Annotated in this window: 7 protein-coding genes and 2 pseudogenes; 1 reads left to right on the plus strand and 8 read right to left on the minus strand. The window is 43.5% G+C overall.

Annotated elements, in window-relative coordinates:
- Positions 1–127, plus strand: a pseudogene (locus EAE92_RS09865) (IS256 family transposase); the annotation flags it as partial.
- Positions 128–1,414: 1,287 nt separating this feature from the next.
- Here the strand turns inward: EAE92_RS09865 and EAE92_RS09870 are convergent.
- The 8 genes and pseudogenes from EAE92_RS09870 to EAE92_RS09905 form a co-directional block, all read right to left on the minus strand.
- Positions 1,415–1,687: pseudogene (locus EAE92_RS09870) on the minus strand (ISNCY family transposase); the annotation flags it as partial.
- A gap of 117 nt (positions 1,688–1,804) precedes the next feature.
- Entirely contained in the window at positions 1,805–2,803 is a 999-nt protein-coding gene (locus EAE92_RS09875) for an Rpn family recombination-promoting nuclease/putative transposase (RefSeq protein ID WP_214067961.1), read from the minus strand.
- Between the two features lie 1,714 nt (positions 2,804–4,517).
- A complete protein-coding gene (locus EAE92_RS09880) occupies positions 4,518–5,267 on the minus strand; it encodes a creatininase family protein (protein ID WP_036782223.1) in 750 nt (249 codons plus the stop codon).
- Positions 5,268–5,284: 17 nt separating this feature from the next.
- Positions 5,285–6,154, minus strand: coding sequence for a beta/alpha barrel domain-containing protein (locus EAE92_RS09885; RefSeq protein WP_214067962.1), 870 nt, complete (start codon positions 6,152–6,154; stop codon positions 5,285–5,287).
- A 98-nt stretch (positions 6,155–6,252) separates the two neighbouring features.
- A complete protein-coding gene (locus EAE92_RS09890; RefSeq protein ID WP_214067963.1) occupies positions 6,253–6,738 on the minus strand; it encodes a hypothetical protein in 486 nt (161 codons plus the stop codon).
- 129 nt (positions 6,739–6,867) lie between these two features.
- On the minus strand, positions 6,868–8,658 hold the full coding sequence (locus EAE92_RS09895; protein ID WP_214067964.1) for an aminotransferase class III-fold pyridoxal phosphate-dependent enzyme: 1,791 nt from the start codon (positions 8,656–8,658) through the stop codon (positions 6,868–6,870).
- Between the two features lie 52 nt (positions 8,659–8,710).
- A complete protein-coding gene (locus EAE92_RS09900) occupies positions 8,711–10,408 on the minus strand; it encodes a beta-ketoacyl synthase N-terminal-like domain-containing protein (RefSeq protein WP_246545119.1) in 1,698 nt (565 codons plus the stop codon).
- A 108-nt stretch (positions 10,409–10,516) separates the two neighbouring features.
- On the minus strand, positions 10,517–14,593 hold the full coding sequence (locus EAE92_RS09905) for an SDR family NAD(P)-dependent oxidoreductase (RefSeq protein ID WP_214067965.1): 4,077 nt from the start codon (positions 14,591–14,593) through the stop codon (positions 10,517–10,519).

Genomic DNA, 14,593 nt, shown 5'->3' on the forward strand with positions numbered 1-14,593 from the left:
ACTGCTTTATCTGGGGCTTCTCAATGCACAGGAAAAATGGACAATGCCAATACAGAGCTGGAATCTAACGCTGTCGCAACTCTATATTTACTTTGAAGGACGTTTGGATAATGTGATAACGTTGTAACCGCTCAATTAGCGTGACACAGAATTCTGAACGCCCTCTAATAAATGCCAATATAATATTGTAAATAACCAGATTCGTATTCTGTTAAATAATTTTTTTGGATCTTTATGCCAATTGCCTATGAGCAATTATTTGACATTTTATAAACAAGTCTATTTCCCGATTGAGAACGTTATTAAAGCCAGTCTCTTTAAGAAAACAGCTTACCTAATCTATTCATATTCTTATTTATTCCCCCTGATTACATAAGCATTAATAGAGTCAAGTTTTTTTCACTGATGGTTTTATGATTGGCAGGTTTTAAACTGTTATTAAAACGCATTATTTTAACATCTGGTTTTAATCGGTATAAAATTTTAAATGGTATCTTTACCACTTTCGACGTATGCTTTCTATTAAGTTTAATCATACCCACTATCTATTTTTACTGATCATAATAATCACTTATCTGTTTGGACATTCATTATTTTTTATCCATTATTTCCCAACGCGCATTAATACTGACTCTGTTTTACCGACAATCTTGAGTGGTTTTAATAAGATCCACTATTTATTTTATTGATAAATCAGCCAGTAAATGGCCTGATGATATAAAGATATCCCTTTATGTTTTTTCAGATAATTAATTCAACCATTATAACTTAAACCCTATTAAACTAATCTATCAACCAATTTTTTATTGCGTTATTTTTATAGATTTTCTCGTAAAATAACAACAAAAAAGCATCTGAACATCCTCCTATTAGTTATATAAAATCTTTAATATCTCCCCATTATCACTTTTAAATAATTGTATCGGATTAGGTAAACGTAAAATAATCGAAGGATAGTATCGCAGATAAATGTATTAAATATGACAGAAAGTCGGATTTTTTTAGCCACTCTGTATTCTTTTAAAATCTGGCATTAATGAAGCACCTATTTTTTCAGTCCTTAGCTAACTACCCTCCTTGGATTCATATAACAAATAAAATATTAAGGTATAAATTTCTTATATCTTTTCATAAACATAAACGACTTATAGATTAATTTCACAGGTAATAAGGAATATGCAATAGGAATAATAACTACTACAACAGAACGAGTATTTGTTTCCACAAACAACTCACCTAATCGCTCTCCCCATGTTATTAGGGTGTCATTTCGTCCTCTATAAAGTTGCTTCAGTATGACCGGTTTCAGCTTCGCTGGGCAAACGTAAAAGTCCCTCGTATAGCCATCATCCTGAATAAGAACAAAAACGCCGATCTTGAACATCGGCATTTTGCTGTGGAAGAGAAGATTAATTTAATGCTTTAACGCTTCAATTTTATCCCGGCTCAGGCCGGTATTGGTGACAATAATATCTAAACTCACGCCATGCCGTAGTAAGGCACGAGCCGTTTCCAGTTTACCTTCCTTTCGACCTTCCTTTCGACCTTCCTCTCGGCCTTCCTCTCGACCAGCCTCTCGGCCTAGCTCAATACCTTGCTCAATACCTTGTTCGCGCCCTTTTTGTTCAAGCTGTTCTGCAATAGTCATCAACATTGTTTTATGCTCCGGAGATTGTTGCTTTAGTCTGACCGGTTTCAACTTCGCCGGGCAAACATAAAAGTCCCTCGTATAGCCATCATCCTGAATAAGAACAAAAACGCCGATCTTGAACATCGGCATTTTGCTGTGGAAGAGAAGATTAATTTAATGCTTTAACGCTTCAATTTTATCCCGGCTCAGGCCGGTACTGGTGACAATAATATCTAAACTCACGCCATGCCGTAATAAGGCACGAGCCGTTTCCAGTTTACCTTCCTTTCGACCTTCCTCTCGGCCTTCCTCTCGGCCTTCCTCTCGACCTGCCTCTCGGCCTAGCTCAATACCTTGTTCAATACCTTGTTCAATACCTTGCTCAATACCTTGTTCAATACCTTGTTCGCGCCCTTTTTGTTCAAGCTGTTCTGCAATAGTCATCAACATTGTTTTATGCTCCGGAGATTGTTCAATCAGTTGATGGACAAAGTGTGAGATATCCAGCGTATGTCCATTCAGTAAAATATAGCGTAATACAACATTGCGCTGCTCGATTGTATTATACCCTCCATTCAGGAGTTCCACCAATTGGGGGACCCATTCCAGCATATCCCGGCAGCGGATGTGTTTTTGCACCAGCTCCATCAGGGCAACCCCTTTATGCGTCAGGATCTCTTCATCGCTGAGCACACTGACGTCCACCAACGGAAACGCCTGGCGGTATAAGCGGGCAGCCTGTTCGGGGAACGTAAAACAATCCAGCCACCGATTTGAGTAAGGATACGGTCGAACCTCACCATGATAAAACAGCAGAGGCGCTACCAAAGGGAGTTCAGTATGGCCTTTTTTCAGGTGAGCCGACATAGCTGACATGGCATAATACATCAGCCGCCAGGCCATCAATGGGTCAGGGGTGGACTGATGTTCAATCAGGCAATAGATATAGCCTTGTCCCCGAGCCGTTTCAACCGAGTACAGCACATCACTGTGCAGTTGACGTAAATGCAGGTCCACAAAACTGCCGGGTTCCAGTTTCAATGTGGCTAAATCACACAACGACTGGACCTCTTCGGGCAGATAAAAGGATAAGAACTCCCTGGCCGTTTCAGGCTGCGTTAAAAAATATTTGAATAATACATCATGGTGAGGCCGTTTTTCTTTCTTTGCCACAATCTGTTTCTCTATTTATCTATTAGTCATCGCCACTTATTGTAAAAGCTATAATATCTCTGGAAAACTCGCAACCAAGTTACAAAAAACATTTTCCCAGATTTTCTCAGGCAAGTCTTTACCGAATGCATTAATAGAAGAGCCTAAAGAATAAAATACCAGCAAAGAAAAAACGAGAAACTTGGATTCACATAATAAGTGCAACATCGTTAATCCGGAAGTAAACATACTCGTATTCCCTTAAATCATTTTCTTGGGGATTTTTATACCTATTTACCATAATAAATTATTTAATTATTTTATAAACAAGTTTTTTCAATTGAAAACGTTATTAAATCCAGTCCCTTTAAGAAAACAGATTATCTGATTAATTTATTCATATTCTTATTTATTCCCCCTGATTACATAAGCATTAATAGAGTCAAGTTTTTTCACTGATGGCTTTATGATTGGCAGGGTTTAAACTGTTATTAGAACACATTGTTTTAACATTGGATTTTAAGCAGTATAAAATTTTAAATGGTATTTTTACCACTTTCGACGTCTGATTTATGTTAAGTTTAATCATACCCGCTTTCTATCTTTACTGATCATAATAATCATTTATCTGTTTAATCATTCATTCTTTTTTATCCATTATTTACCAACGCGCATTAATACTGATTCTGTTTTACCGGCAATCTTGAGTGGTTTTAATAAGATCCACCCTTTATTTTATTGATAAATCAGCCAGTAAATGGCCTGATGATATAAGGATATTCCTTTATGTTTTTTCAGATTTTTAATCCTACTAAATTAACCATTCACCTATTTTTCATTACGTCATTTTTATAGCTTTAATCGCTCCGCATTATCACTTTTGAATAGTTGCATCAGATTAGGTAAACGTAAAATAATCGGAGGATAGTATTGCCGATAAATGTATTAAATATGACAGAGAAGCGGCTGTTTTTAGCCACTCTGTATTTTTTTAAAACCTGGCATTAATGAAGCACCTATTTTTTTTAATCCTTAGCTAACTAATTATCGGTAAAAAGCAGTTTCAATTGTCTGGAAGTGAAAATGCAAGTAAAAAGATAAGCTGAGCCATGTTAAAAAGATGATAAACCGAACCTAGAGCCTGTAAATAATTCTACTTTCCACCTCGTATTTAACGATGCCATTTTCATTAAACTGATACTTGGTTTTCTCATTTTCACTTTAATAACTCTATGTTTCTTTTCTATACTTTAAAAACATAGAGAGTAAATGGTGTGTTAATGGCATTAAAATCAAAGCATATTTCTTTAATCATTTTTAATGCTGTTAATCTGGTTAATCTGGTTAATCTGGTTAATCTAAAATCTTATCTGCTTTCTTTAACGATTATCTCTGATTTTCAGTAAACTTCTTAAGACCATGTAAAATAAACTTAAAACCTGTTTTTCATGATGTTTTCTCTTCCAATGCCAACATAGCATCGAATTTTTTATCCGCTGAAAAAGAACATTAACCACTTCTTTTTATCTTTGATGATAAAAGTTTTTACCTGTTTTTTCATAATACGCTTGCCACTTTTTTCCCGATGTTAAAACCATACTGATAGACAGAAAACTACGCCTTAAACCTTTCCCTGAAAGACAAAGTTTTAAGGCGCATCTGATAATATAAAAGCAATAAACTTTTCCCCAGTAGCCAGGGCAAAATCAAAAAGACACAGTGATATTACGACTGATTAATCCGCAGTAACCAGTTCCAGTATTTGCTGCCTGACATGCTCGAAAATGAGTTCGCCTATCTCCGCACTTGAGCCGGATGTTTTAGAAAGAACGCCTCTCGTTGAAAACTCTTTTTTAATCGGTACTTGATAGATCCCGGCACGTGGCGGTTTATCGTGGTCAGGTCGCTCCGCTCTCACTAAATCGGGACGTAAATGCAACATTAAACTCGTTTCTGTTAACCCCGCATGTTCAGCGTGCCAACCGGGAAAATCAACTAAATGTTCACGTGTCCAATCATCAGAGACCAAACTCCACCAGCTAAATACGATAACGGAACGATCGTTAAAATGCCCCTCCGCCCGTAATGCGTCTACTGCTTCGAAAATAAAACCTTCATTTTCAAAATGACCATTAATGATCACCAGTTGTTTAAAGGGTAATGAACACAAGCTTTTAATTGTTCGGTTGATATAAGCGGTAAATGTTGATCCATCCAGATAAATCGTGCCAGGAAATTCAAGTCCACCACCACTCTGTGGCAGTGATCTGGCAGACACCGGCTGTACCGGCAAGGTGAAGCCATTAATATCCTCTGCTAACACACGAGCAAAGGCTTCTGGGATCACTGAATCCACATTCAATGGCAGATGAGGCCCATGCTGTTCAATCCCGCCAATCGGCCATATCAACGTTTTACCTTCAACCGCGGTTAAAACCTGCTCACTGGTCAGTTCCGCAAATTCTCTAATTTTATTATTATTCATGATGTTATCCCTTTTTCTCATACTTTTTCTGACGTTATGGCTTGCGTATATTCATGAACAATGCGCTGCAATGTTTTATACATATGCCGATGAAGCGCGGTATAAACCTGAACCGTATTCGCCCCTGCCATTAGGTATTCATGAACATCATTACCATCCTGTACGCCTCCCGACCCAAGTATCGGAATCGTCACCCCTCGCTTACGCAGGTTATAAATAGCGGCAAGCACCATTGGTTTGATCCCCGGCCCAGAGTATCCGCAAACCCCATTAAGCAGCGCTTCGCCATTCGCGGTGTCGAATGCAATTCCCGAAATGGTATCGCTCAAGGTTATCGCATCAGCTCCTCCTTCCATCGCAGCTTGAACTCGCCCATACAAATTATCGCCAAGCGAGAGTTTGACCGCAAAAGGGGTATCCGTTCGCTCCTTCACCGCTTTGGTGTAGTTGAATACACGTTCCGGTGTATCTTCTGTGAAGTCGTCCGCATGCAAGCATGAAATACCCAACTCCAAAGGGGCATCGGTCACTTCCGAGATACGAACAGCCAATGAAGCTAACGCCGCAGGTGATTCAGCATGGATAGAAACTATTACCGGAAGTTGTTCTTCCTTAAATTCACGTAGCAGCGTTAACCAATATTCAACGGTTTTCTTCGAATATGTCGTATTGTTCAACATCCCTGTACTGAACAAGTAGGTCTTTTCCGTATGCAATTTTTCTGAGCGCGGGTAAATCGTTTTTGTCACGACCGCCCCCGCGCCGTGAGCGATGAACTGGCGAATATTTTTAGCTTGATCAGAAAGCAGGCCCGACCCAACAATAATTGGGTTTTTTATCTTCATTCCTAAAACATCATAAATCGGTTCAATAACTTGATTTTCCATCGTAACTCCACAAATTACCCATTCAAGCAAACTTGTTATTAATCCGCCTTTCAATTCAATAGAAAGGCGGTATATCTCCAAAAGGCGCTCAATAGCGACTAAACTGCAAAATTCCTGAAAATCTCACCAATTTGCCGAGGATTATGACGAAAATCTTGAATGTCCAATTTCGACAAATTGCAAATATGCTCCAATCCTTTTAATAAATGGCTACCGCCACGCACTATCGGTAGTTTGGTGATCAATAAGACGGGCCGTTTCAGGGCTGAAGCCCAACCAAGTTCAATATGCGTACCGTCGGTGCGCAATAATTCATCATCCTGATGAACCGGAAGAATGGGCATGAAAAAATCACACTGCTGCATCCATTGGAAATCCCGTTTCGATACCATCTCCGGCGTATAATTTGGGGTATCAATGCCAAATTTCTCAGTTAAATGTGCCGAAAATACCTTGCCATTCAGTGTCTCTACCGTCTTAACCGCCAGTTGGATGGTCATTCTCAACTCTTCATGAAAACCACCATCGTAAATTGCGGATTGAATCGGCCCACCAATGAAAACGCTTTTGTTTGCCAAAGGCATAACGCTCTCCTTAATTTTCTTTACCCAACAGACTATGAGCCGTCGTTTCAAAGCACCGAAATCAGCACAGCCAGAGGATAGGATGCTTAATAGTTCAATAAGTTATCGCTCACAATAATCTAGTTTGATCTAGCTATATCGAGGAAGCAGGTTGTTTTCCTCAAGTTCATCCAAACTATCCACAAATGCCAAATAAACTTTTTCCAGATGAGTGTCATCATGTGCATCGGAGATAAACCAGCAACGCCATTCCCAGATATAAACTCCTCTCATCAACAGGTTGTAGTAAAGCAAATCCATGTTGTCGCGATGAATTAATCTAAAAAATGAGGAAAACGATCTTGCTTCGATGGGAACCCGACGACTTAAGAACAGTTGGTTCAAACGTGAAACAAACCATTCAGTACGTCGAGTCAATGCTTTGGTAAAAGATTCCCCTCTCCTTTTGATCTCCAACAAAGTGGCTTTGGCGGCAGCCATGCAAAGCGGATGTTGAAAATAGGTCCCGCCAAAGAATGTCGGCTCCGCTGCGGGGAAGCTGTCATCGTTGAAATTCCAGTTTCCGCCGTCAATCGAATCAAGCATATTCTTCCTACCGGTAATGACGCCCAATGGCATTCCACCACCTATCGTTTTGCCATAGGTCACAATATCCGCCTCAATGCCGAATAATCCCTGGATACCCGCTGGATGGGTTCTGAAACCTGTCACAATTTCGTCAAATATCAGCAGAATATCTAACTCTCTGGTCGCCAGACGCAAACGCCGCAAGTAATCTGGATTGCTCAATCCTGGGTCACGAGTCGGCACCGGCTCTACCAGCACTGCGGCAATATCGGTGCTATTCGTTTTGAGAAATTCAATGGCTTCATTAGAACCAAACTCAAACACCGAAACATCCGCAACCATATTTTCAGGTATGCCTACTGAAACAGGTTTTGTCGTATTTACTTCATCATATTCACTGGCTCTCGCCAGTACCGCATCCCAATGTCCGTGGTAACTGCTAGAAAAAAGGACAATATGATTACGACGAGTAAGCGCCCGAGCTGCCCGAACCGCATTCATTACCGCTTCCGTTCCACTATTGACAAAAGCGACGCGATCCATGCCGGTAATCTCTTTGATCAGTTCAGCCACTTCCAAGCCTATCTCATGCCGGGTTCCCAAACCAAAACCGTTGTCTATTTGCTGAGTAAGCGCTTTAACTACAAAGGGTGGGCTATGACCAAATAGATGCGCGCCAAACCCCATCGTCATATCGATGTAATCATTGCCATCAATATCCTGGACGATAGGACCGGCAAACTTGGTGCAGACAATCGGGTAAAGCAGCTCTTTTATGGAGGGTTTAAAGCCAATCCCAGAACGGCTGTCCGCAATATTTTTACGTACCGCTACCGAATGCGTTTTTGATTTAATCGTTCGCTCGTTATATTTAGATATAAATGAAGCCAGATATTTTTTTCTCTCCTCAGATTCAATCGGTAGCGCACTTCTCGACATCCATTGAAAAAAGCGTTCTTTGTTAGCCGGTGGAATATTTGGCGTATCGGATTGAGCAACTCTTTTTTCTTGATCAGCCAAGACAGGTTGAGGCTGAATTACCGCATGGTTATCTTCCGCAACTCTGTTTTTACCCACCACAATATTATTTTTATCCGCAATAATATTGCTTTTACCCGCCAGCAAAATATATTCACTGAGTTGACGAACTGTTTGTAATTCTGCGAAAAATTGCCGTACTGAAAGTTTTATACCAAATCGTTTATGAATAGGCTCCAATGCTTCAAATAACAGCAGTGATTCCGCCCCCAATTCAACTAACGGTATTTCCAGTTTTATCTCTTCTTTCGGTAAACCAAATGTTTCTGCAAAAATAGAGACTATTTCTCTCTGAATAATTTCAATATTACTCATATATCAACCTCACTTTCCTCAAAATGAAGACGATCTCTACCCGTTTTACAGCTCAGATTGCCGTTCTTTCAAATGGATAAGTTGGAAGCGGGAGCCGTTTACGATATTCGCTCTGGTAAAAAATATCCCAATTGATACTTCCTCCGACCTGCCAGACAGAGGCAGGCGAAATATACATCTCTTGCAATTCACTCAACGCAGGGGCTACCACCAGGGATTTATCTAACAGGCCCGATATCAGTTCATGAATATCACGTGCGACAATCGCCTTGCGTATGGGTAAATGTCGTCGGCCACGCTGCAAGGTAAATGCCACATCAGCAATATTCACGGCTGGATACTGTTCAAAATATTTCACTAAATCCAAAATTTTTTGCGCTAACGCTGCCTCGGTACGTGCACTCAGCGGGATCAGATGTGCCGCCGCCGAGGAAGGTGTGTCAGGCTTTGTCGCCGGTGGTTCGGCAACGACAACATGAACATTTGTGCCGCCGATCCCAAATGAGCTAACACCAGCAATTCTCGCCGCCTTATCGTTATCCCAGTCTCTGGATTCAACAGGCACATAAAACGGGGATTCAGGGTCCCGTAGTTCAACACAAGGAGATTCACAATTGATTGACGGCGGAATAATGCCTAAATTGACAGCATAGATGGCTTTTATCAGCCCGGCGATACCCGATGCACAATCAGCATGACCAAGATTGGATTTAATCGAGCCTAAAGCACAGGATCTGGCCGATACATCGTCAAATACCCGACCTAGCGCCCGTAATTCAATTCCATCACCAACAGGCGTGCCGGTACCATGCGCTTCAATCAAACCAATTTGATCAGCTCGAACATCAGCCGCGGCAAGCGCACGACGGATCACCTGCTCCTGACCTGAAACACCCGGAGCGCTATAACCCGCCTTGACCGCCCCATCGTTGTTGATGGCCGATCCCTTGATAACCGCTAAAATCGGCTCGCCATTAAGCAGAGCATCCTCCAGACGGCGTAATACCACGAATGCGGCGGCATCAGAGAAAATCGTACCGTCAGCTTTCTCGTCGAATGCGCGAACTCGTCCCGTTGGGGACAATATTCCCCCCGCATGGTAAACATAGCCAACATGAGCCGGATATCTGACGCAAACACCCCCTGCCAGCGCCATGTCACTTTCACCTAGCAACAAGCTGTTGCAAGCCATGTGCACAGCAACCAGCGAACCTGAACAGAAAGTGCCTACACTGACAGCAGGCCCTAAGCAGTTGAGCTTATACGCCACACGTGTTGCCAAAGCATCGACAGAACTTCCGCCAAATAACAGCATGGCGTCAGCAGGGGAATGGTTCAGCGTCGGCGCGACCTGCCAGGTACTCCGGCGAGAGCCGATAAACACTGAACAGATCCCTGCATCTGCCCCGCTGGAATAACCGCTAAGTTCAAGTGCCTCATGGCAAACCTCCAGACAAATCCGTTGCTGAGGGTCCATTTTAGAAACTTCTCTCGGCATTATTTGAAAATAGCTGTAATCAAATGCCTCTGGATCTTGGAGGTACCCACCACGCGGAACGTAATGCAATCCAGTTTCATCAGTATTAACGCCACGATGATGAAGTTCTTCATTGGTATAACTCGAAATCAGTTCTCGTTTCCCTAAGATCGCCTTCCAAAGATCTTGACTCGAGTCCGCATTAGGAAAACGTCCTGCTATGCTGGTAACCGCAATATCTGTTGAATAATGCATTTGTGTTTTTGATTTCATGCTAATTCCCTTTCCCGAACATGTTGGTCTTGCTGATCCGCGCTAGAGCATGATTTGCGCTAAAGCGCCCTGCTTTGATTGCGCTTTGTTTCTATTTGCATCGTTTTTTTATTTGCATCGTTTTTTCTCGACTTGCATCGAAAGAGACGCCACGGTGCTCGATTCGAAAAGATCAACCATAGATACCGCAACATTAAAATGAGCCTTAACTAGTCTCACCAACTCAGCCCCGACCAGTGAGTCTCCCCCTAAATCGAAAAAGTTCGATTCATGATCAACAGGGCAGCGCAGCACATCACGCCAAATGGCTGCCATATCATCGATAATGGATTTATTTGATGCCGAGGGAGATGCCATTGCAGGCTGCGCCGTATCCGCCGGCAATGAATTTTCCACAATATCATGCAACCGCTCATTCAAAGGTACGGTGGAGACGGCAAAACGCGGCTCTGCGTGGCAGGCGGAGAAAATAATATCCAATGCATTAACGACATCGGCATGATGTAACGGGCGAGCACGATTTGCGCTGTATTTGAAGCTATTTGATTCATCCCAACCTTCCCATCCATCCCAATCAATGGAGAAATAGGGTTTATCCAAGTGATGAGTTGAAGCAAACGCGGCACAAGCTTCGTTTGCCGCTGTATAAGGCGCAAGCCCCAATCCCCCCGCGAACACTGACAAAGATGAGACAAAACAACCAAACTTCAGAGGACGATCGGCAAATATTTCATGCAAAACAGCCGCCCCTTTTAACTTTGGCTGCATCAATTTTTCCCAATCATGATGGTCAGAATTTTGTAGCCACTGGATCGTTGCTTGACCAGAAGGCCCGGCGGCATGGACAAAGCAATTCGCTGCCCCCAGTCTGGATTCCACTCGGGCAAGTTCCGCCAGCACACCAGCTTTGTCTGTCACATCGGCGGTAATCACGGCAAAATCCGCCCCCATATTGCGCAATTGCGCTACCCGTTGGCTCTGCAACGTATCAGACTGAGTGAGATCTCTGGGTGTCTGACCGAGCAGGATAAGTTTCGCGTTAAACTTGGTGACCAGATATTGCGCAATGCCAAAACCAACCGTTCCTAATCCTCCGGTCACTAAACAGATCATGCCAGATGAAAGATTTTCGCTAACTGCCGGGTTTACAACGTCAAAATAGCGTTCCCAACGCCAACCCTGACGCATAGCAACCACATTCTGATCATGAGCAGTGAAAAGTTCAGCCACGATATATTGAGCATCATTGAGAGAGCTAAGTTCTTTGGCAGGTGTGTCGATAACTTTCATTATCATGCCAGGCAATTCCTGGCTGATCGCCGGAATGGATGCCAGCGCCGTAGCTCGCTCAACACTCCGTGGTTCGCTGCCCATCACGTCAACAAAACCGGGGCCAATCAATGTTAACGACATGGTTTTATTTCCCACGTGGGAAAACGCTTTCACCCAATTAAATAGCGTAAATGGGAATGGATTTTTCGCTACCGGCAGGTCATCCGTTGACGGGATATCGCCCAAAATGAAGAGGATATGATCGGGCGTATGTGCTTGTTGTTCCTTCAACCTTAGCATCAAACGCTGAATATTGATGGGATCATCAACGTTGACGCTAAACGCTGTTTTATGGAAAGCTGTTTCATCGCAAGAAGTGGCACGATCTTCATGCACTTCAAACACATTTTGCCCCCGTTCACGCAGTACATCCGCAATCGGACAAATTTCTTTATCGCTGTTATCGTAGAAAATCAGCCAGTTATGCTTAGTCGCCGATGATGATACCGGCGACAGGCGCTGTGTTCGTTTCCAGCGTTCAACATAAACGCCGACTGACTCGTCGGAAGTTTCAGAACTTGCTATAGGTTGACCATCAGGCTCTGGTTTGTACTCGGGTAATGTTGAATCTGTGTACCAGCAGCGCCGACGTTGCAAAGGTTGAACCGGTAGTGGGATACGTTGAACAACCTCCCTATCCCGCAATATCGACCAATCTATCACCACACCACGTTGCCAGAGCTTGCCGACCAGTTTGACTAAAGCCAGATCGTGCTCTTCATGGGCAGTCTCCAGACGAATAATATTTTCAGGGTTTGCCACGATTTCAGAGAAACTATCAGGCGAATAGTCCAATGCTAATATCACGTCATTTGCTGATATGACTTCATTCTGTTGCTGTAAGCTGGGAGAGGCTCCATTAATTAAGATAGCCTTCACATTATTGCCATCAATCATGCCGTGATGTTTAGACCAAAAACTTCCGGGCAAAGCGATACCACGCTCAGCGGAATGTGATGTCGCGTTTTCTAGCAATTTATCAACGACTTCAGGCAGGGTCAGCATGCCTAACGAGCAAGCAACCGCAAGGTCGTAACGACTATCGGATATGATGAATATTGGCGTCGAAATCATCTTCCGCCAACAATTGATCGCCGCGATTATCGCCACAAGATTGGCAATTTTTCCCTTCTCGCCATCATTTACTGTCATTTCAGCGATATCGATTTTACCGATGTCACAGGAAACATCTGTCGGCAATTCAGCAAGTAACCTATCCACTTCTTGCCAATAGCCAGGTATCTGCGCTGATAAGGCGGCTCGAATAATAGGACCAAGCGCCACCACCAAACGTTGTGGTTCAGAGATTTTTGCTGTGACGGTGAAATCTGCATTTTTAATACCATCAATCAACATTTTCACATCTTTAGCATACAAACAGGCTCGATATGGCTGATCGGCACGCCCTTCCGCATAAGTAAAAGCCACTTCATCAATATGCGTATCCGGTTCAGCCTCCAGCGTTTTTGCCAAATCGGCGCTCAATGTGTTCAAGGCATCGGCACTGCGCCCCCCTAACGGAACAGCTCGCCAGCCAACGTTATTTTGGCCTGCCCTTCGTACCGGCGCTTGTTCCAAAATCATGTGAACATTACTGCCACCGGCGCCAAAAGAGCTAACCCCTGCCCGTCGTGGTCCTTTTATCGGCCAGTTGATGGGAATCGTGTTGATAATGAAGGGACTTTGCTCAAGATTCATAGCAGAGCTAGCCCTGTTGAAAGTCGGATGTGGGGCAATGGCGCCGGTCTTGAGCGCCATTATCGTTTTGGCTAATCCGGCAACTCCCGCCGCCGCCGCTAAATGACCTACGTTAGCCTTGATCGATCCCAACGCACAAAATCTCTCACGATCCGTATTCTGGCGGAAAGCTTGACAAAGCGCGGCATATTCCACCGAATCCCCAAGCGGCGTTGCGGTACCATGCGCCTCAATCATTCCTAATTCATCCGGCCCAACACCGGCGAGCGCCTGAGCATCCAAAATCAGTTTTCGTTGCCCATCCACCCCCGGCGCCGCAAAGCCCGCCCGCGCTGAACCATCATTATTCGCTGCTGAACCGAGGATCACCGCATGGATGGTATCCCCATTGCTAATGGCTTCATCCAATGGCCGTAGCGCCACCAGCCCCGCTCCATCACCAAAGAAAGTCCCTGATGCCTTCTCATCGAACGGTCTACAATAGCCATCTTCCGAGAAGATCATATCGTTCTGGTAAAAATAACCCGGTCGAGAATAGGCATTCACAGAAACACCACCGGCGAAAGCAATCTCGCACTCACCAAGCAAGAGACTTTGTATCGCCATATGTACCGCTGTCAGTGACGTCGAACAGCCAGTCAAAACAGCCACACTCGGCCCGTTAAAACCGAGTTTGTATGAAATCCGGGCCGGGAGATAATCCTTATCATTAGTCAGCATAAGCTCGGTCCCCATTATTGAAACCAGATCACACTCAGACTTAATGACATTAGGCAAATAGGTATTCATCGAACTCCCGGTAAAAACCCCGATACGCGGGCGTCGGAAAGGATTACCATAACCCGTCGCTTCGGCCAATTCCCATGCGCATTCAAGCAGCATTCGATGTTGAGGATCGAGCAATTCAGCTTCTCGCTGGCTGATTGAAAAGAAATCCGGGTCGAATAGATCAATATCCGGTAAACACGAATCGACAGGAACATAATTTTTTGCCGTGAATATATGCCGTGCTACCCCACGGCGAATCAGCTCTTCCTGACTATATCTTTTGGCAAGTATTCGTCCTGCAACAAGATTTTCCCATAGCGCATCTAAGCTATTCGCCACAGGTAATCGACAAGTTACGCCAATGACGGCAATCGCATTATCAGACAT

The sequence above is a fragment of the Photorhabdus hainanensis genome, assembly GCF_018448965.1.
GTDB lineage: Bacteria > Pseudomonadota > Gammaproteobacteria > Enterobacterales > Enterobacteriaceae > Photorhabdus > Photorhabdus akhurstii.